The organism is Leptospira selangorensis (genome assembly GCF_004769405.1).
Classification (GTDB): Bacteria; Spirochaetota; Leptospiria; order Leptospirales; family Leptospiraceae; genus Leptospira_B; species Leptospira_B selangorensis.
This window is the reverse complement of sequence record NZ_RQES01000010.1, coordinates 467,275-486,205: the sequence shown is the minus strand read 5'-3', so window position 1 is coordinate 486,205 and position 18,931 is coordinate 467,275. Positions and strand designations below refer to the sequence as shown.

18 protein-coding genes and 1 tRNA gene are annotated in these 18,931 nt (G+C 39.3%); 6 read left to right on the top strand and 13 right to left on the bottom strand.

The window, feature by feature from the left end:
• Positions 1 to 3: 3 nt before the first annotated feature.
• Together EHO58_RS07920 and EHO58_RS07915 are read left to right on the top strand one after the other, a co-directional pair.
• On the top strand, positions 4 to 465 hold the full coding sequence (locus EHO58_RS07920; protein ID WP_135679565.1) for an LA_2478/LA_2722/LA_4182 family protein: 462 nt from the start codon (positions 4 to 6) through the stop codon (positions 463 to 465).
• Between the two features lie 80 nt (positions 466 to 545).
• Positions 546 to 1,541 (top strand): M14 family zinc carboxypeptidase, encoded by a 996-nt coding sequence (locus EHO58_RS07915; protein WP_135628058.1) that lies wholly within the window; start codon positions 546 to 548, stop codon positions 1,539 to 1,541.
• Positions 1,542 to 1,554: 13 nt separating this feature from the next.
• Here the strand turns inward: EHO58_RS07915 and EHO58_RS07910 are convergent, their stop codons facing one another.
• Both EHO58_RS07910 and EHO58_RS07905 read right to left on the bottom strand, forming a co-directional pair.
• Positions 1,555 to 2,376, bottom strand: coding sequence for an RNA polymerase sigma factor (locus tag EHO58_RS07910; protein WP_135628059.1), 822 nt, complete (start codon positions 2,374 to 2,376; stop codon positions 1,555 to 1,557).
• Position 2,377: 1 nt separating this feature from the next.
• On the bottom strand, positions 2,378 to 2,860 hold the full coding sequence (locus tag EHO58_RS07905) for a nuclear transport factor 2 family protein (RefSeq protein ID WP_135679564.1): 483 nt from the start codon (positions 2,858 to 2,860) through the stop codon (positions 2,378 to 2,380).
• A 342-nt stretch (positions 2,861 to 3,202) separates the two neighbouring features.
• Between EHO58_RS07905 and EHO58_RS07900 the strand changes: the two genes are divergently transcribed.
• Positions 3,203 to 4,801 carry a 7TM diverse intracellular signaling domain-containing protein gene (locus EHO58_RS07900; protein WP_135679563.1) on the top strand — a complete coding sequence of 533 codons (1,599 nt, stop codon included), beginning with the start codon at positions 3,203 to 3,205 and terminating at the stop codon, positions 4,799 to 4,801.
• On the opposite strand, the gene EHO58_RS07895 is transcribed toward EHO58_RS07900, so the two are convergent.
• The 5 genes from EHO58_RS07895 to EHO58_RS07875 all read right to left on the bottom strand — a co-directional run bounded on the left by EHO58_RS07895 (position 4,796) and on the right by EHO58_RS07875 (position 8,536).
• Positions 4,796 to 5,977 carry a pyridoxal phosphate-dependent aminotransferase gene (locus tag EHO58_RS07895; RefSeq protein WP_135679562.1) on the bottom strand — a complete coding sequence of 394 codons (1,182 nt, stop codon included), beginning with the start codon at positions 5,975 to 5,977 and terminating at the stop codon, positions 4,796 to 4,798. The two genes, EHO58_RS07900 and EHO58_RS07895, sit on opposite strands and share 6 nt — an antisense overlap.
• Before the next feature lie 9 nt (positions 5,978 to 5,986).
• Positions 5,987 to 6,217 carry a DUF2905 domain-containing protein gene (locus EHO58_RS07890; protein WP_100767098.1) on the bottom strand — a complete coding sequence of 77 codons (231 nt, stop codon included), beginning with the start codon at positions 6,215 to 6,217 and terminating at the stop codon, positions 5,987 to 5,989.
• Positions 6,218 to 6,241: 24 nt separating this feature from the next.
• Positions 6,242 to 6,331: transfer RNA gene (locus tag EHO58_RS07885), tRNA-Ser, on the bottom strand.
• An 80-nt stretch (positions 6,332 to 6,411) separates the two neighbouring features.
• Entirely contained in the window at positions 6,412 to 7,965 is a 1,554-nt protein-coding gene (locus EHO58_RS07880; protein WP_135679561.1) for an FAD-dependent oxidoreductase, read from the bottom strand.
• Positions 7,955 to 8,536, bottom strand: coding sequence for a hypothetical protein (locus tag EHO58_RS07875; protein WP_135679560.1), 582 nt, complete (start codon positions 8,534 to 8,536; stop codon positions 7,955 to 7,957). The genes EHO58_RS07880 and EHO58_RS07875 overlap by 11 nt, the downstream gene beginning before the upstream one ends.
• 103 nt (positions 8,537 to 8,639) lie before the next feature.
• Between EHO58_RS07875 and EHO58_RS07870 the strand changes: the two genes are divergently transcribed.
• From EHO58_RS07870 to EHO58_RS07860, 3 genes are all read left to right on the top strand, one after another.
• Entirely contained in the window at positions 8,640 to 8,873 is a 234-nt protein-coding gene (locus EHO58_RS07870) for a ferredoxin (protein ID WP_100722215.1), read from the top strand.
• 333 nt (positions 8,874 to 9,206) lie between these two features.
• Positions 9,207 to 11,120 (top strand): PAS domain S-box protein, encoded by a 1,914-nt coding sequence (locus tag EHO58_RS07865; protein WP_135679559.1) that lies wholly within the window; start codon positions 9,207 to 9,209, stop codon positions 11,118 to 11,120.
• Entirely contained in the window at positions 11,104 to 11,514 is a 411-nt protein-coding gene (locus EHO58_RS07860; RefSeq protein ID WP_135628066.1) for a response regulator, read from the top strand. Before EHO58_RS07865 ends, EHO58_RS07860 begins: the two co-directional genes overlap by 17 nt.
• A 1-nt stretch (position 11,515) precedes the next feature.
• On the opposite strand, the gene EHO58_RS07855 is transcribed toward EHO58_RS07860, so the two are convergent.
• The 6 genes from EHO58_RS07855 to nirB all read right to left on the bottom strand — a co-directional run bounded on the left by EHO58_RS07855 (position 11,516) and on the right by nirB (position 18,912).
• Positions 11,516 to 12,982 carry an NADP-dependent isocitrate dehydrogenase gene (locus EHO58_RS07855; protein WP_135628067.1) on the bottom strand — a complete coding sequence of 489 codons (1,467 nt, stop codon included), beginning with the start codon at positions 12,980 to 12,982 and terminating at the stop codon, positions 11,516 to 11,518.
• 91 nt (positions 12,983 to 13,073) lie between these two features.
• Entirely contained in the window at positions 13,074 to 14,270 is a 1,197-nt protein-coding gene (locus EHO58_RS07850) for a molybdopterin molybdotransferase MoeA (protein WP_135679558.1), read from the bottom strand.
• Positions 14,267 to 15,181 carry a bifunctional molybdenum cofactor biosynthesis protein MoaC/MoaB gene (gene moaCB / locus EHO58_RS07845; RefSeq protein WP_135679557.1) on the bottom strand — a complete coding sequence of 305 codons (915 nt, stop codon included), beginning with the start codon at positions 15,179 to 15,181 and terminating at the stop codon, positions 14,267 to 14,269. Before moaCB ends, EHO58_RS07850 begins: the two co-directional genes overlap by 4 nt.
• Positions 15,182 to 15,248: 67 nt before the next feature.
• Positions 15,249 to 16,019 carry a uroporphyrinogen-III C-methyltransferase gene (cobA, locus tag EHO58_RS07840; RefSeq protein WP_135679556.1) on the bottom strand — a complete coding sequence of 257 codons (771 nt, stop codon included), beginning with the start codon at positions 16,017 to 16,019 and terminating at the stop codon, positions 15,249 to 15,251.
• A 4-nt stretch (positions 16,020 to 16,023) separates the two neighbouring features.
• Complete coding sequence (nirD, locus tag EHO58_RS07835; protein WP_135679555.1) at positions 16,024 to 16,389, bottom strand: nitrite reductase small subunit NirD; 366 nt, start codon at positions 16,387 to 16,389, stop codon at positions 16,024 to 16,026.
• A 9-nt stretch (positions 16,390 to 16,398) separates the two neighbouring features.
• The gene (nirB, locus tag EHO58_RS07830; RefSeq protein ID WP_135679554.1) at positions 16,399 to 18,912 is read right to left on the bottom strand and encodes a nitrite reductase large subunit NirB; all 2,514 of its coding nucleotides are present in this window, start codon (positions 18,910 to 18,912) and stop codon (positions 16,399 to 16,401) included.
• Positions 18,913 to 18,931: the final 19 nt, after the last annotated feature.

Below are 18,931 nucleotides of genomic sequence, written 5' to 3'. Positions count from 1 at the left end.
GGAATGATCTCTAAAATAAATAAAACTGTAATTCCTTTTGGATTGGTCCTCGTATTATTGGGAGTTACCTTCTCATTTGGTTGTTCTAAAAAGAAAAAAGCTCCTGCTGCTGTAGAATCAGTATGGAAGGCGGATCAGGATGGAGTGGAGAACTCCAATGGATTCGCATGGGTTTCCAAATATTGTGAAAAAGTCAGACAATGTGCCGACGGGGACATGAAAACATTGGATCAAGACTCTGAAGCAATTTTGGAAAAAAGATTAAGAAAGGATTTTTGTTTAGAAAAATTTAAAGAATCCAAAGTGTATACATTGGCCGCGCAAGAACCTAAATTGGTTATAAATAGGACTATTTCCTGTTTGAAAGCAGCAACGGAAGCAGATTGCTCTTTGATAAAAAAAGGAGTTTCTGAACTTTCGGAAGATTGTAAATGGTTACAAACTCTTCAAAACTCTAAAGAGTAAAAAATATAAAGGTCTAAAGACCCGGGTTATAAACCCAACCGTGGAACTAAAGATACGATCTGAATTTTCGGAGGCAAACCTTGCTCAGAGGTATCAAAAGACTGAATCGATACGAGAAAAGATTACTCAGGATCGCAAAACTGGGGGGCAAACTCGTAAAAATCAACCAAGCAGGTTTTTCCAGAAGGACCGACGAAGGTTTCCGATTTCCGATCTATAGTTTGGAGATAGGGACTAAAGAGGGTTTGGAAAAACATCCCGTAGGGATCACGGCAGGTGTACATGGATTGGAAACGATCGGTATCCAGATCCTGATCGATTTTCTGGAATATATTATTAGCCCCAAATCCACGGGCTTCCTTCCTGAATTAAAAAAAGGTAAATTAGGATTAATTGTTATTCCGATCGTGAATCCGGGAGGAGTGGCTGCAAAGACCAGAGCAAATCCTGGTGGAGTGGATTTAATGAGAAACTCCGGGATAGATGCAGAGAAACCACTTCCTTTTTTTGGGGGCCAAAAGTTCTCCAATAAACTTCCTTATTTTAGAGGTCATGGATTGGAGCCTGAGTCTAGAACACTTTCCAGAACTGTTTTCGAAAAATTTTTCCATGTGCAGGATTCAATTTTGCCTGTTTTAGATCTACACTCCGGTTTTGGAACAGTGGACAATGTTTGGTGGCCTTACGCTTATACTCATAGGCCTTGCACGGATACCGTTTTATACGAAAAGATTGCTTCTCACTTTAAAGATCATTGTGGGCATATCAATTTTGCTTATGGTCCTCAGAGTGCGAGTTACACAACTCATGGAGATCTTTGGGATAAGTTCTATGATCATTACCAAGAATTGTATTCAGAGCAAGAGAGTTGGAGTTCCAAATTTCTTCCTTTAACATTAGAAGTGGGGACTTGGTCGGATATTAAAGAAGAGCCTATGAAGTTATTTTCTAAAAAAGGAATATTTAGACCCGCCGAACATAATAAAAGTGAAGTTCTAACTAGATACAGAGGTTTTTTAAGAGACTTCGTACGTTTGGGTCTAACAAAACCGAAGGATTGGACTGAAGCTGAATAGATCTTTGAGAATATTAAGTTGAAGGTCCCAGTTTTTCTAAAATTTCCTTAGGAGTTTCGTAAATTCCTTGGCTTTTATAGATCCAAGCAAGTCGATCTAGTTCTTTTAAATGTTCTAATACTTTAGAATCTTCTAAATTAGGACTTTTCCTTTTTAGTTTTTTGAGTTCCGTAAAGAAGGAAACATTATCCCTGTTCCGATTTAAAAGGTGACCTGACAATCCTATACAAGGACAAGCTTTATTATTATCGATCCACATCCCGCATTCTTTGGATAAGAACTCGGACAGTTTCTTTTTGGAACGAGAAAGTTTTTGCCGGAAGTTTTCGGAACTAATACTTAAAATTTCGGCTCCTTCTTCGCTACTCATACCGTAAACGGAAGATAGAACAAATACTATTCTGTCCGCAGAATTCAATTTTAATAAAACTGCATGTACACAACCGAATCTGATCTCTTCTTCTAAAATTTTGTCTTCTACCTGATCTTCCAAAGAGATAGAGTTCGGTTTGGCTAAATATTCTTGGCGTATTCTGCTTAAATATACGATGTTCTTCGGTCTTTTGATGGTTAGAAGATGATTGCTCGCGATCGAATATACCCAAGTCGTAAATTTACTCTCGAATCTAAATCCTGAAAGTTTATTTGAAATTTTGAATAAGATCTCTTGGGTCGCATCCTCCGCTTCTTGAGGATCCCATAACATTCTTAAGGAAAGATTAAAGATATAATCTTGTATTTTTTCCAAAAGAATTTCCATCGCTCTAGGTCTTCCTTCTAGAGCGATTCGGATTGTATCCGTAAACTCGTCTTGTATCGTTACGGATTTTTCCATTCTAAGCGGTGATCCCTTTTTTCCTAAGATAATGTTCCAGATTTCTGGCGGCTTCCGATCTTACCTTTCCTTGGACTAAAGGTGACCATCCCAAAAGAACTCCAGGAGCGCCTAAAGCCATTCTGGTCCATTTCCAGAGAGGAAATCTATCCTTTTGTTTAACCACTTTTCCGTTTTTAAATTGGAATTCCGATCTGATATGGTTTTGGACCTTTCTTCCCGTTTTTGAGAACAGATAAGTCGCCACCCAATATGCGGTTCCCGTTTCTGCGCTAGCGTTTGCTTCTACCAATTCTATTGTCGCATTTGGATCCATTCTTTCTAAGAGCATTGACCACATTCCGGGTACTGCCCCACCTTTTAATTTAGGAAAAACAGGATCTGAAAATTCAACGTCCTGTGAATAGAAGTCTGAAATACTTGCAGAGTTTCTAGAATGAAAACTTTTATAAAAGTCTCTGATTTTGGCTTCGTTTGGATGCATGTGAATATCCTTTTTTGATTTCGCGTAATAGGATCGAATTTGCCGTTTTACTGTGACTGGATTTCGGAAGAATTTTTGGAAAAAGATAAAAAAAGGCCCGCGGATGCGGGCCTGAAAATCATTCGGACAAGCGGATTAAACTCGTCCGAGGCAAGGCGAATAGAAAACGCCATAATGGCGTTGGTTTAAACTCCAGTTAACGTATATGAGTTAAGTAATAACTCATACTGGAGAGTAACAATTCGATAATATACTAAATAGAATCGAAAATCGTTCGGAATTATATACATGAACGTTTTTTGTTTGCACCTAATTGAATTACGAAAAAATGTTTTTTAACACATGATCCGAATTTCGTTTTTTCTTCTCGTTCTTATTTCGAGTTTCGGTTCCATCTTCGCTAAAGAACTTCCGTTCACCCTAAAAACAAACGAACATAATAAAAACATTACGCCCGAACTTTATCTTTGGGAAAAAACCTATACCGAAAATATTCCTCCTCCATCGAATCAAAACGATGGTTGGAAAAAAAATAGATCAAACGCTCTAAATTTCAATTTTTCTAAAAGATCGTATTGGTTAAAATTCAGAATTCGATTTCGCGAAGAAATTCGTGAAAATCTTTACTTCGTAATTCGTTGGAAGGCTCACGATTTAGCTGAATTATATACCCCAAATGGGGTAACCCCTATACAAAGAGTTGGAGATACATTATCAAAAAGTAATTGGCCTGTTAAAAATGTTCTCTACCCAACCTTACTCTTACAAGGAGAGCCTGGAGAAGAAAAAGAATTTATCGTTCGGATCAAATCAGAATCCATTATGTCATTTCCTATCGATATCATGGATGAGGCGGGTGTCCGAGCTAATCTAGCGATTGAAACAGGAGTGTTTTCACTTTCTGCCTGCTTATACGGAATGCTTATCCTAGTCGCTTTATTATATTATAGAGCAACGGAATATAAGGAATTCCTACTATATACTTGCTATGCTTTCTGTATGGGAGCTTCTTACGACGTAAATTACGGAAATGCAATAGAGTTTTTTTGGGAAGATTCGCCTCTTTGGGCCGAAAAAGTGAATTACTTTTTCTTTAATTTAGGGGGGATTTTCGGATTCCAATTCATTCGAAAGTTTTTGGAAACGGAGACTTTTCTGCCTTGGGTGGATCGGATCTTATTCTTTTTTTCCGTTATTCTGGGTCTGACACTTCCGCTCATTTTTACGATGGATAGGATCGTCTATCTTACTACGACCATCATGATTATATATTCTATTTCTATTCCTTTGATAATGATTTCAGGGATCTATTTGAGAGGAAGGGGAAATCGGAAATTAAACCTGTTTTTGGTTTCCTGGGGAATATATCTCACATTCGGATATATCAGTATTTTTTACTATATGGGATTTTTGGAATACGGGTTTTTTACGGTGTATTCAGTGCCGCTTTTCTTTCCAGCGGACCTTCTCATTCTTCTTTATAATATTATTCAAAAATATTCTCAGAATATAGAGGAGAAGAATAGCCTTCTTGAGGCATTGAGAGGTTTTATAAATAAGCCTAGATACGCTCGTTCTAAGATTGCAGGTTTGGATGTGGATGAATCCCTGAATGCCTTGGAACATCTGATGAGTACGGAAAAATTATTCACAGAGGAAGAAGTTACAATCCAGATGGTGGCTTCCAAGATAAGATTAAGCACTCACCAATTGTCCGAACTTTTAAATTCAAGGCTTGGAATGGGATTTGCCGCGTATTTGAATTCTAAAAGGATAGAAGAGGCCAAACTTCTTCTAAAAAACGATACTGAGGACAATATTCTAAACATTGCATTTGCAGTAGGATTTGGTTCTAAAACTTCTTTTAACGTGGAGTTTAAGAAGGCGACCGGTCTTACGCCGAAACAATATAAAAGTTTCGTTCAAAAAGCGATTCTATAAGAACGTCGAAATTTTTTCTAATCCTGCCTGGAACAGTTCTGTTTCGGAGATTAAGCTAATCACTATACTTCCTAAATCTTCTTCGAATCCGAACATGGAACCTGGGTGGACCAGAACTTTCTCTTTTTCTAATAATCTATAGGAGAAGTCTTCATCGTTTAAGAAAGATGGAGATTGTAAAACGGCATACCATCCTCCTTTGGGAGATGTATAAACGATCCCGGGATTAGAAGAATGAAAACTTTCCAGGACTTGAAGATTTCTACTTATTCTCCTGAGCACTTGGCTCTGGATCATATTTCTCCACTGGAATAATTCTGGAAGAGCATATTGGATAGGAGTTCCTACGGATAAGTAAGTATCTGCAATGATCTCTAATCTTTCCTTACATTCTTTTTTCCAATTTGTAGGACCTCCTACATGGATCCAGGAAAGTTTCATTTGGGGAAGTGCAAGTATTTTAGAGATCCCATTCACAACAAATATAGGAAAATCAGTCTGAAAGAAATCGATTTGATTTGGATCTTTTTCATGTAAATAATCGGAGAATACTTCATCTAAGACCAATGCTATTCCTTTGGTTTTAGAAATGATTTTTAGTTTTTCGAATTCTTCCGAGGTAAGTAAATTTCCCGTAGGATTATTCGGAGAAACTAAAAATAGGATCTTAGTTTTGTTAGTAATTTTAGAATTTAAGTCTTCGAAATCTATTTTCCATTCCGCGTTTTGGTCCAATTTATAAGAATTAAATTCTACTCCGTCTAGTAAGGATAAAAATTCAAAAAGAGGATATCCTGGAGAAGGGATGAGAACTTCTTCCCCAGGATTGCATAATAATTTTATTAAATAAGAATATGCTTCGGAGGAAGAAGACGTTAAAAACAGATCTTCTTCCGAGATAGTATGACCTTTTTCCTTATAATAACCAATGATAGATTTTCTGGCATTTTGGGTTCCTTTAGGATTCGGATCATATTCCATACTTTCTTGTTTTTCCAGAGAATGTAGTATGGCTTCTCTCGGATAAACAAGTCCTACTTTTGTGGGATTGGAAATTGTAAGATCGATCCAATCTTCTCCCGATCTTTTAAAAGATTCCAAAAGAGAATATAGATCATTCTCGCCCGAAATGAATTCGAATCTATCGCTAAAACGAGGAGTGTTTTCCGGATCCATGCAGTTTGTTTAATGTATAAATCTGTTCCAAAGATACAGAAGAAGTGAAAGTCCGATGCTGATCAGAATGGAAGTTGCGAAAGGAAAATAAAATCTGAAATTTTCTCTTTCGATTTTGAAGTCTCCGGGTAAATTTCCTAGAGAAGAGATAAATGGAAGTTTGGAGCCGAAAACGATTATGGCCCCAATAATCAGGAAGAATGCCCCGATCCAAAGAAATGTTTTACCTAGCGGTTCCATATTAGATCCACCGGAAGCAAGAACTGGCGGAGAGGGGGGGATTCGAACCCCCGGTAGGTGTTACCCTACGCTTGCTTTCCAAGCAAGTACCATAAACCGCTCGGACACCTCTCCGGTTCTTGGTTGCGATTACGATGTTTTTCTAAGGAGCGGTCCGGTCAAGGAGATTCGATCCAAAAGTTCCACGTGGATATTCAAGACTTCTTCTCAGAAATAAATTGGGCGGCTCTTTTGGAGAATGCCATAATCGTATAGCTTGGATCCACAGAAACCGCAGTAGGGAACACGCTGGAATCGCTTATATATAAATTCGAAATTCCATGCACCTTATGTTTCCAATCCACGACTGAAGTTTTTGGATCCAGTCCCATTCTACATCCACCCGCAGGATGAGGAGCAGCCATCGCCATAGATGCAGGAGTTAATGGAAGAGAATCCACAATATCTATTTCTTCCGGTTTAGTTAAGACCGTTCTTTTTAGATCTGGAAGGATGACTTTGTATGCGCCTGCTTTAAAGTTTAGGATAACTTGTTTGCGAATACAGTCTTTGAGTATCTCTTTAGTGAGCGGTCCGAAACTGTATTGCACTTCTCTTTTTCCACCGGATTTGATCTCTATTCTTCCTAATTCGGAATCCGGATCGTCAATCCAACCTATTGTCCCTCCCAGTCTAGGGAGTTCTTTCATGATCTCGAAATGTTCTTCTCCGAATCCTGGTACAAGAGCGCCTATCGCTCCCGGTTGTAATTGATTTGCCATTATGAGATAGCCGCCTTCTCTATAAGTGCCGCCTGCATAACGTGCCAATCTAAATTCTTCCACCCCGTATGCTGATGGAATATTTCTCCATTGTATAATCGATTCTTTATAAAGCGCATGAACGAACGGAGAAGGATTGATGGCTAAAAATTCTCCTAATGCAGGTAATTTTTTCTTAAGTCCGTTTTTAAGAAGAAATGTAGAACTTCCGAATCCTCCTGCTGCGACAACGATTGTGTCCGCTTTAAAACGTAATTTTACTTCTGATTCTTTTTGAGAAGGTCTGTCGATCACAACTGCTTCTAATCCGACTACCTTATCTCCTTCATATTCCAGTTCTAAAGCTTTGGTATCAGCGTAAAGATCTGCGCCTAAAGCCATTGCCATCGGAATATGAGTGATTAGTTGGCTTTGTTTTGCTCCGAACATACATCCTTGCATACAGTGTCCGGATTTTTGACAGTTCTTACGTGCTTGTGGGACTGGATTTCCTTCCCATCCTAATTCTTTGGAAGCCTTACGAACCAATTGGTTCATTCTATTATAATTTTCTTCTTTGGCGGGATGGACATTCAGTGTGTCGTCTAACTCTTTCCAAAAAGGTTCTAGATCTTCCGCACTGTGGCCTAATATTCCGAATTTGTCTTTCCAGAGCTCTAATCTGTCTTTCGGAGTCCTATAACTATCAGCCCAATAATGAACTGAGGCGCCGCCTACATTTTTTCCATATACTATATTTACTGTTCCATCCGCAGTGGTGGCCATATTTCTTTCTGCAGAAACTTTGCCGGCCATATTCAATTCATGATTATCGAATGATCCTGTATGGTAGTAACCTCCTTCTTCGATCAAGGTTACCTTCTTCCCTGCCTTTGCTAACTCGTAAGCAACAGTTGCACCACCACAACCGGTTCCGATTACTAAAACTTCCGTGCGGATCTCTTTGGATTCGCCTAAATTTTTCCATTCGTAAATTTTACCCGACATCGGAACCTCCTACTAACTTGCGATAATAGATCCTGGATTCGCTTAATTTTTCAGGAGGATTTAAAAAAGGTCCGTCATACGAAATCGTTTTGAAAGTGGATTCGTGTCCATAGTACATTAGAAAGATCGGCATTCTTAAATTTGCCCAAACAGCTCTTACGGTATCCGAGTCGGAATGATTTAATTCCGATAAAAACTCTCTTCTAGATTCTAAAGAAAGTTTGGAGAATCTGGAAAACTTCCAATGAAAGAACGGAAGGTACTCTAAAACCATTATTAAAGTTTTAAAATCATCGGATAAGAAAGGATCCACGAAATAAAATTCTTCATCTAATCTTTCCAATACCTTTGCTTCTTTATATGTTGGAGCGTTAGCGGCTTCAGGTAAGATAGCTTCTGATAATGCAGCTAGGATTTCTAATTCTGATTCGGAGAAAAATAGTGCCTTAGGTAATTGTCTGGAAGATCTGTTTAAGATACAGATAGATCCCCCAAGTACTAGAGCTCCTGAACCGGCGAGTCCCAGTCTCAAGAATGTTCTGCGGGATAAACGTGGGGCTGAATTTGCCATTGCAGTGTTTTCCTTCGATTCTTGGAGTTGTCAATCCTATCCTACCCGTTTCTATATAGAAAACCAACTTGACGTTCCAAACGTTCGATAATCCTTAGTATTCATGGCAGATAAGAATGACAAAGTTCCGGAAAACGTTCCGGGCAAATTCTATATTGATAATAGCTGTGTGCCTTGTAATGACTGCTTGGAAGAGGCTCCTCAACTTTTGAAGTATACCGACGATGAGTCTAAGGTATATTTTCATAAACAGCCTGCCAGTCCGGAAGAAGCGATTGCCGCTCGTAAAGCTATGGAAATCTGTCCAGTGGAAGCGATCGGAGACGACGGAGAATAATCAGGCCTGAAGTTTTCGGTCTTATCCGGACCGGAAAACTTCTCCTATTAATCAAATTACGTTTTTCTAATTTACTTTTCCTCTTTTTGATTCTTCTAAAAGAGATAAAACTCACGCGAAAAATGGTTCCTTTTTCGGGACCGAATCCTCAAAAACAGATCACTCGTTCTAGGACGAAAAGTTTAGTTCTGAGTGAAATTTGAAATCTTAGATCAGTTTATTTTGCAGCAATAAATCCCTTACATTTCGGGATTTTCGACCTTTTTTGTTCGCATTGTACTCGTCTAAGTCGTCTTTATATGTATTAGCTAATAGAGCAAGTTCTTACATTTTATGGAAGAAAGAACAGGTCAGGAAAAAATCAAATTGGATCAAAACCAAGATTTGTACCAGATCTTGATCGAAACAAGCCGAGAACTAATCTGCTTACACGACCCGGAAGGGATCTATCTTTATGTAAATCCTATCATCGAAACTCTTACCGGTTTTAAACCGGAAGAAATGTTGGGTCGGAATCCATACGACTTTATTCATCCTGATGATAGGGAACGTATTATTATTGATTCTCATAATCCTGCCAAAGAGGGAAGACCTACGGTCGCTACTCAATATCGTTTTTTGAAGAAGGATGGGGACTATGTTTGGTTCCAAACCTTGACCCAGCCAATTAAAAATAAAGAAGGTACGGTCACTTATTTAAACACAACTTCTAGAGATGTTACCGATCAAGTACGACTAACGGAGAGTTTGCAGCAGGAAAAAAAATTCTCATCTATCATGGCAGAACTCGCAAAAGTAGGGGCTTGGGAATCCAATATCGAAACAGGTAGTTTGTATTGGTCTTCTGAAATTTATAGGATCTTAGAAAGAGACCCTTCTCTAGGTATTGATAGAGATACTGTGTATCAGAAATATTCTTATTCTGAAGACATGGAAAAGTTAAGAGAGAATAATTTAAGAGTCTATCAAAAAGGTGAGACGTACTCTGTGGAACATAGAATGGTCACAGAGACTGGAAGAGTGATCTGGGTTCGGACCCAAGGTAAACCCGCATATTCAGATGGAAGGATTGTTGGGGTATACGGTGCGATGCAAGACATCACTCTTTCTAAATTGGTAGAAGAAGAGATCCGCTTAAGCGAGAAAAAATTTTCCGAAGCATTTCATAGTTCCGGTAACGGGATCATTCTATTGGATAAGAATGGGCATTTTTTGGAGCTCAATCAGTCCTTTGCAAAGATGTTAGGATATGAACCCGACGAACTTCTTTTCAAATCTTTCCAAGACGTTACTCATCCTGAAGATCTAAATATTGGTGCGGAAGCATTTCGCAAAATTATCGATGGGGAAAGAAACGGCGCTCAATTTGCAAAAAGATACATCCATAAAAAAGGACATATAGTTTGGGTATTTATCACTGGAGTTGCAGTTAGAAAAGATTCGGGAGAACTAATGTTCATCGTTGCTCAGATCCAGGATATCTCTCGCAAACGGATCTTAGAAAATATCCTAAGAGAAAAAAATGCAAGGCTTAGATCAGTAGGAACTCATTTAAAAGAAAGGATCTCTCAGTTAGAGGAATTTAACCAGATTGTATCCCATAATATGAGATCTCCAATCGGTAACATCTCCACGCTAGTAAAGTTTTTAGAAGAAGCGGAAACGGAAGAAGAGAAAGTCGAATATATGGACTATCTCAAGACTACCTCTGACCAATTACTTAAAACATTAAACGAAATCGTTGAAGTTATCAAAATAAGACAAAGTCCAAAGGTTGTTTCGGAAGAAATACTATTCGAATCGGTGTTTTCCAGAGTAAAGGCAATGTTTTTAGGCCAAATATTGGAATGTGATGCCGAAATCATTGCAGATTTTTCTGAATCTCCTTCAATTGTCTACCCTCCGGTCTATTTGGAGAGTATATTCTTAAATCTACTTTCTAATTCTTTGAAATATAGATGTGAATCCCCTCATCCAGTGATCCGATTTAGGACATATTGGTCTCACGGAAATCACGTTTTGGAAGTGCAGGATAACGGTTTAGGAATTGACTTAAATAAACATGGGGATCAAATTTTTAAATTACACAAAAGATTTCACCGAAACACGGACGGAAGAGGTTTAGGTCTGTTCATGACCAAAAACCAAATCGAATCCTTGGGAGGAGAAATCCATGTGGAAAGTACCCCTGGACAGGGCACGAAATTTATAATACATCTTTCTAAAGCAAATGAATTCGCTATCTAAAAAACAGAAACTATTACTTGTAGATGACGATGCGATCTTTGTCGAGATCGCTAAAAGAACCATCGAAAAGACAGGTGCTGTCGAAAGTTTAAAAGTATTTCCGGACGGAGAAGGTGCGATCAGCTTTTTGAAAGAACACCAGAGTGAGCCGGATATCATTCCTGATTTTATATTCTTAGATATTAATATGCCTTTTATGGACGGCTGGCAATTTTTAGACGAGTACGCGAACTTTGTGAACTTACTCAGCAAAAAACCTGAAATTTATATGGTTAGCTCTTCTGTAGATGATTCTGATCTAAGAAGAGCTAAAGAAATTCCATTAGTAAAAGATTATATAATCAAACCTGTGTCTTTGGATTCTTTTAAAAAAATTCTAATGAACCAAGTTTAATTTACTCTCCCCCGCCTAAGGAAAACGCTCTTTTTCCTTGGAACTTATACAAATTATCCGTTTGGATACTATCCAATCCAGCTTCTGAAATTCTAAGTAATAATTTTGCGATCTGTTCAGATTGTATTTTTATAAAACCGTCTCCTGATTCCGTGTCTGGAGTTTCAGGGTTAACGAATCTACATCTCCAATGATCTGTTAAAAAAGTCTCAGGAGCTCCATTCGGATAAACTTTAACTCCTCTATTGGTGATCATTCTGAGTTTTAAGTCTCCGGAGATTGCACTTAGTTTTTTAGCAAGTTCCTCTGAAGTCCCAGGTTCCCAATCTAAGAATACATCCACGCCTACTAGTTCTTTTTGTAAGGTTTTTCTTTTGTATTCAGGAATATGGATCGCTTTTGCTTTTCCGAAAGAGATTGGTTTGAATTTTTCCGGAAGATGCCCTAGGTTCCCGATTACCGCTTCTCCGAATTCTTTTGTACCAACCTTGATGCGACTAACACCTGCTTTGTAAATATCTCCGGTGTGAATTCCTTCTTCGATGGTGAGTAACCAAGCGTTTTGGATTTTTGCCGCAATATCAGGTTGTCCTAAGTGAACTAACATCATTACTGCCGCATTGATAAGTCCGCTTGGGTTTGCGATATTTTTTCCTGCGATATCCGGAGCGGAGCCGTGGATTGCTTCAAACATAGAGACAACTTCTCCGATGTTTGCGGATCCCGCCATACCGACCGAGCCTGCGACCTGAGCTACTATATCCGAAATAATATCTCCGTATAAGTTTAAGGTTACGACCACGTCGTAAACCTGAGGTCTTTCCGCTAAGTGGGCCGCACCAATATCTATGATCTCACTTGCTGCTTCTAGATCAGGATATTCTTTTGCAATTTCTTTGAATATATCATGGAACAGTCCATCGGACTGCTTCATAATATTATCTTTTACCATTGCGGTTACTTTTTTTCTTCCATACGCTTTAGCGTACTCGAAAGCATAGCGGATGATCTTTTCTGATCCAGGTCTTGAGATCAATTTTAAACATTGGACAGTGTCCGAAGTTTGTTTGTGTTCTATTCCAGTATAAAGGTCTTCTTCATTTTCTCTTACGATAACTACATCTAATTTAGGATGTTTCGTATCTACATACGGATAAAGTGAAATACAAGGTCTAACGTTAGCAAAAAGTCCCAAGGTAGTCCGAACGGTTACGTTCAAACTTTTATAACCGCCTCCTTGTGGAGTAGTAATTGGAGCTTTAAAAAATACTTTTGTGTCGCGAAGAATGTCCCAAGATGCAGGTTCTATTCCTGCACTATGGCCTTTTTTGTAGACTTGCTCCCCGATATCTATAAAGACAGGCTCGATGCTCGCACCTGCCGCCTCTAAGATCCTAAGAGTGGCGTCCATAATTTCAGGACCGATCCCATCCCCCTTAGCTACAGCGATTTTTTTCTTAGAGCTCATACAGACCCTCCGATGTAGGAGTTCCTACAAAACATTTTTGAGATAATTTATAGTCTTATTTCAATCGATGAGCCACTTGGGTCAATCTGGATTAGGTCCAGGGATGGAATTCCAACAGATCTCCCTCTTTCAAATTTTCCGTTTCTGAAAATTGGACTCCTAGTCCGTCTGAAAAAATTCCTGCTCGAATATCTCCACTTCCGTTAAACTTCTTTTCAGACAAAAAAGTTTGGACTTTGGTCTCATAAGAAACCGGAAAGAACTCGGTCAGTTTGTTTTTCTTTTTTCTTTCTCCTGCAAACGGCAGAAGGATAGGTTTCTCCGAAGAAAGTCCTAAAAATTTTCGTAAATAAGCCTCTACAAAAATCCGGAAACAAACCTGAACACTGAATGGATTCCCGGGTAGACCAAAGACCGCCTGTTCATTCTTCTTACCAAACCAAATCGGTTTTCCGGGTTTGATTCTTACCTTATGAAAGATTTCTTTTACACCGGAAGTTTCCAAGATTTTAGGAACCAGGTCTAAATTCCCCATAGAAACTCCACCGGAGAGAATAAGAAGATCAGAATCTAAACCTTCCAATACTGCTTTTTCCAAAATAATCGGATCGTCACCCGCTCGAGTGATGGATAGAGGAACTATACCATATTTTTTTAATAAAGATCGAATAGAATAAGAATTGGAATCTCTGATCTGCCAAGGTTTTGGAATTTCGCCAGGACCCACGATCTCGTTACCTGTTGAGATCACTCTTACTCTAGGAAGTTTAGAAGTTTGAACTGAATATTTCCCTAAGGAAGAAAGTAAAGAAAGAACAGAGGCAGTGATCAACGTTCCTTCATTTAAGATTTCTTGATTTCTTTTTAGATCTTCTCCTTGGATCGCTATATTGGAGAAGGAGCCGAATTTTTCAGTTCGAAAGCGAACTTGTTTCTTTCCATTAGAAATTCCTAAATCTTCAGAGTCTTCTATTTTGATGACTAGATCAAAACCTTCGGGAACTGGAGCGCCTGTCATGATACGGATGGCTTCTTCTCCGCTTTCTAGTTGAAAAGACTCTCCCGCACGTAACTCTCTTGTATAAGAATAAATTCGATCTTCGGAAAAACCTTCCGATTTCAAAGCAAATCCATCCATAGTTGCCCTATGAAAAGGAGGGTAATCTCTATCCGCATAGATCTTTTCTCTTAGCACTTTGCCGAGAGAATTTTCTAAATCAGTATTTTCGGGAGAAGATTCACTCGCAGAAGATTCTACTAGTTTTAGAGCTTCTTGGACGGAGATCAATGTCCTTCTCCTCTCATCATTTTTTTAGCATGAAATACTGCAGGAAGAATTGCCTGTAAACTTTCAGTGGCTCCATTTGTACTTCCAGGAACGGACACTACTAAGGTTTTGCCGATCCTGCCTGCAATTGATCTGGATAACATCGCGAATGGAGTTCTATCTTGTCCGAAAGATCTCATAGCTTCTGCAATACCCGGGATTTCTTGCTCCAAAATTTCTTTTATTGCTTCCGGTGTATTATCTCTGGGGCCGAGACCTGTTCCTCCGGTGGTAACGATCAGATCTAAACCTAGTTTAGACCATTCTAATATTCTATTTCGTATCTGTTCCGGTTCATCGGGAAGAATTTCAGATTTAACAGTTTCTACATCATGCTCTTTTAATAGATTTAAGATCGCTTTTCCGGAACCATCTTCTCTTTTTCCTTGGAAGGTGGAATCGGAACAGACTAGTATCCCGGCTTTGGAACCTGCTGCAAATTTTGTTATCTGAGAGTCCGTTTTTCCACCCTTCTTCTCTAAAAGGCGAATCGAGGAAATTTCCAGTTCTTTATCTATAGGTTTTAGTAAATCATAAATCACTAATGAAGCTACGCTAACACCGGTTAAAGCTTCCATTTCTATACCTGTTTTTCCGATAGATTTGGCGGTTGTTAAGATCCTGACGGCGTTTTTGTCGGAAAGAACTTCGAATTCAATTTGAAATGAATCAATGGAAACTGGATGGCAATGAGGAATTAATTCCGAAGTTTTTTTAGAGCCGAGAAGTGCGGCTGCCTTCGCAACTCCGAATAAATCACCTTTAGGAAGAGTATTTTCTTTGATCCTAATAATGGTTTCCGGTTTGCAAAATACAAAACCTTCTGCCTGGGCAGTTCTAAGAGTTGTTTTTTTTCCGGTTATATCGTTCATGCTTCCTCTTAGCGGAAATCCGCAGGAATCAATATAATTCCGCTAAGGAAAACTGCGAGTAGTTTTCCTAACAGTAGGAGATCCTACCTTCTTCTTTTAACCTTTGCAGCTCAGTATAAAAACTCACGATTTCCCCGAAGATCAATAATGCCGGCGTCTTGATCTGAAACTCTTCCGCTTTATCCAAACAAGTATCTAGATTTGCTAATACCAATCTCTGGTTGGGAAGAGTGGCGTTTTCTATGAATGCCATTGGAGTAGAGCCAGAGTTTCCGGACTCCAGTAAATTCTCCCGGATACTTTCCAAACTGTTCAGTCCCATATAAACCAAAACAGTTTTACCTTCTAAGTTTAAATCCTCGAAACTTTCGGGATTTTTACCCGTCTTTTTATGGCCTGATAAGAAAAGTATCTCTCTCGCATATTCTCTATGAGTGAGCGGAATTCCTAAACTAGAAGCAGCTCCGGAAGCAGTTGTAACTCCCGCTAAAATTTCACATTCGATTCCTAAGGATGCAAGATATTCTATTTCTTCTCCAGCTCTTCCGTAAATGGAAGGATCTCCTCCTTTCAAACGAACTATATTAGAATATTGTTTAGCATATTCTCCTAATTTTTGATTGATCTCCGTTTGAAGGCAACTATGTTGTCCGATCCTTTTTCCGACGTATTCTAATACCGCGGATTTTTTACAGTATTTCAAAACTCCCGCGGAAACAAGATCATCGTATAAAACAATATCCGCTTTTCTTAAAAGTTTTACTGCACGGACTGTAAGAAGGTCCGGATTTCCCGGACCAGCACCTACTAGATATACTTTTCCTATGGAAGGATTCATGATCTTAACCCTGAGTTCCCGGGCTTTCGATCCCGATATAAACGGTTCCGTCCTCGATATGAACCGGAAATGTTTTTATGGAATATTCATCTCCGCTGATACAAGCACCGGTCCTAAGAGAAAAAGATTTTTTATGCATCGGGCATACAACCTTAGGTTCTCCTTGAGAATCACCGATCATCCCTCTTGCTAAAACCATGTCTCCCGTATGAGGACATTTGTTCTCGCACGCAAACCATTCATTTCTGGAACTGAAATGAAAGATCGCGATTTGTTCTCCGTAAACTTTGGCGCAGACTCCACCATCTTCAGGAAATTCACTTACTGTACTGACAGGTATCCAAACAGGTTCTTTTGCGGTTGTATTCATTTTTATCTCCTAGTTCGAAACCAATTCTTTTTTAGGCCAATCAACCGGACGTTTTTGTCCTCTTTCTTCTATAAAACGTACTGTAGGGTCGGCATCTTCGCTGTTTATGAAATGTTTATATTTCTTTTGTTTTTCAGGATCATCCACAACGTCTTTCCATTCGCAAACATAGGTTCCAACAAGATGGTTCATCTCTTCTTCCAAGTCTTTGTTGATGCCAAGTCTATCATTGATGATCACATCTTTCAGATACTCTATTCCACCTTCTAATTGTTCCAACCATGCGGAAGTTCTAACAAGTTTGTCGGCAGTTCTGATATAGAACATCATGAACCTGTCTATGTACTTAACGCAGGTCTCTTCGTCTAAATCGGCTGCGAGAAGGATTGCATGTTTAGGATTTACACCTCCGTTTCCACCGACATAAAGATTCCAACCTTTTTCAGTGGCGATGATACCGAAGTCTTTACCTCTTGCTTCCGCACATTCTCTGATACAACCTGAGACCGCTGATTTTAATTTATGAGGAGCCCTGATCCCTCTATATCTTTCTTCGATACGGATTGCGAACGCAGTACTGTCTTGTACTCCGTATCTACACCAAGTAGAACCCACACAACTTTTAACGGTTCGCATTGCTTTACCGTATGCATGTCCACTTTCGAAACCTTCTTCTACTAGATCTTTCCAGATATCAGGAAGTTGTTCCATTCTTGCACCGAGTAGATCTATTCTTTGACCACCTGTGATCTTGCAGTAAAGATCATACTTCTTTGCGATCTGACCGATCACGATTAATTTATCCGGAGTGATCTCTCCGCCTGGAATACGTGGAACAACAGAGTAAGTCCCGCCTCTTTGGATGTTTGCAAGATACTTGTCGTTGGTATCTTGGATCTCTCTATGTTTTTGGATCGGTTCGTTGTAAATACTTGCGATGATAGAAGCCACAGCAGGTTTACAGACTTCACAACCATTCCCCATTCCATGAGTACGGATCATCTCTTCGAAGCTGCGGATCCCTTTTACTTTTGCGATCTGGAATAACTCTTGTCTTGAGTATTTAAAATGTTCGCATACATGTTCGGTGACTACTTTACCTTGTGCACGAAGTTCCTCCTTCAAGATGGAATTCATCTGAGGGATACAACCGCCACAACCGGTTCCAGACTTAGTACATTCTTTCAAACCTTTCAGATCGGAACAAGCACCTGAACGGATTGCACCTAAAAGATCTCCCTTAGAAACGTTATTACAAGAACAGATCTTTGCATCATCCGGAAGAGAGCCGAATGCGGAACCTTCTTCCGAAGGAGTTCCAACAATCAAGGACTCTGGCTCTGCAGGAAGTTCTACATTATTTAAGTAAAGAGTCAGAAGGTTAGAATATGCATCCGCATCTCCTACCAAAATTCCCCCTTTCAGCTTTTTACCGTCAGTAGAAAGAACTAATTTTTTATACACACCTGTACGAGGATTTGTATAAGCGATAGGAAGATGTTCTGTTTGGCCTAAAGCATCTCCGAAAGAAGCAACATCTACTCCGATCAGTTTTAGTTTTGTAGAAAGATCCGAACCTGCATAAGATTTCGTTTTTTGTCCAGGACTACAAAGATTATAAGCGAGTATCTCCGCCATTTCATAACCTGGAGCCACAAGTCCGTAGATCATTCCTTTATGAAGTGCAACTTCTCCGATTGCATAAACTCCGTAGACATTAGTTCTTAACTCATCGTCTACAATGATCCCACCTCTTTGTCCGACCTCAATTCCGGAATTTTTTGCAAGTTCATCTCTGGGCCGGATACCAGCGGATACGATTAACATCTCCACTTCTAAAACGGAACCATCTACGAATTCCAGTCCTTGAAAGCTAGATTCGCCTAATGCTTGTTTGGTTTCTTTATTTAAATGAATACGAACGCCTAAGGATTCGATTTTGGATTTTAGAACGGAAGAAGCGGCCTCATCCAATTGTCTAGGCATCAAACGAGATGCGAATTCAACTACATGGCTTTCTTTTCCCATGTCTAAAACTGCTTTGGCTGCTTCTAAACCTAATAAACCGCCGCCAAGTACTGCTACTTTGGAAACTTGTTTAGCATAAGACATGATCTTTTCTAGGTCTTCAATCGTGCGATAAACGAAAACGCCTTGTTTGTCCACACCTTCGAAATTCGGCACAAAAGCCGAAGAACCTGTTGCGATTACCAATTCATCAAAAGGTAATTCAGTTCCGGCAGAAGTAGTTATCTTTCTGGAAACTGTATCCACTGAGATAGCAGGTTCGGAAAGCAATAAGCGTATCCCGTTGGTTCTATACCAATCGGAAGGAGAAAGATAAAGTGAATCTGCGGATCTATTTGTAAAGTATTCGGAAAGATGAACTCTATCGTAGGCTCTTCTAGGTTCTTCGCCTAAAATAGTTACTTCAAATTTTTCCGTTCCACCATACTCTGCGATTTTTTCGGCGAATCTATGACCCACCATCCCATTTCCAAGAATAACTAACTTCCGTTTCATTTTTATCTATCTCCTTTCC

Coding starts and splice junctions, on each gene's coding strand:
- EHO58_RS07920 (WP_135679565.1), top strand. CDS start 4: ATGATCTCTAAAATAAATAAAACTGTAATTCCTTTTGGATTGGTCCTC.
- EHO58_RS07910 (WP_135628059.1), bottom strand. CDS start 2,376: ATGGAAAAATCCGTAACGATACAAGACGAGTTTACGGATACAATCCGA.
- EHO58_RS07905 (WP_135679564.1), bottom strand. CDS start 2,860: ATGCATCCAAACGAAGCCAAAATCAGAGACTTTTATAAAAGTTTTCAT.
- EHO58_RS07900 (WP_135679563.1), top strand. CDS start 3,203: ATGATCCGAATTTCGTTTTTTCTTCTCGTTCTTATTTCGAGTTTCGGT.
- EHO58_RS07895 (WP_135679562.1), bottom strand. CDS start 5,977: ATGGATCCGGAAAACACTCCTCGTTTTAGCGATAGATTCGAATTCATT.
- EHO58_RS07890 (WP_100767098.1), bottom strand. CDS start 6,217: ATGGAACCGCTAGGTAAAACATTTCTTTGGATCGGGGCATTCTTCCTG.
- EHO58_RS07880 (WP_135679561.1), bottom strand. CDS start 7,965: ATGTCGGGTAAAATTTACGAATGGAAAAATTTAGGCGAATCCAAAGAG.
- EHO58_RS07875 (WP_135679560.1), bottom strand. CDS start 8,536: ATGGCAAATTCAGCCCCACGTTTATCCCGCAGAACATTCTTGAGACTG.
- EHO58_RS07870 (WP_100722215.1), top strand. CDS start 8,640: ATGGCAGATAAGAATGACAAAGTTCCGGAAAACGTTCCGGGCAAATTC.
- EHO58_RS07865 (WP_135679559.1), top strand. CDS start 9,207: ATGGAAGAAAGAACAGGTCAGGAAAAAATCAAATTGGATCAAAACCAA.
- EHO58_RS07860 (WP_135628066.1), top strand. CDS start 11,104: ATGAATTCGCTATCTAAAAAACAGAAACTATTACTTGTAGATGACGAT.
- EHO58_RS07855 (WP_135628067.1), bottom strand. CDS start 12,982: ATGAGCTCTAAGAAAAAAATCGCTGTAGCTAAGGGGGATGGGATCGGT.
- moaCB (WP_135679557.1), bottom strand. CDS start 15,181: ATGAACGATATAACCGGAAAAAAAACAACTCTTAGAACTGCCCAGGCA.
- cobA (WP_135679556.1), bottom strand. CDS start 16,019: ATGAATCCTTCCATAGGAAAAGTATATCTAGTAGGTGCTGGTCCGGGA.
- nirD (WP_135679555.1), bottom strand. CDS start 16,389: ATGAATACAACCGCAAAAGAACCTGTTTGGATACCTGTCAGTACAGTA.
- nirB (WP_135679554.1), bottom strand. CDS start 18,912: ATGAAACGGAAGTTAGTTATTCTTGGAAATGGGATGGTGGGTCATAGA.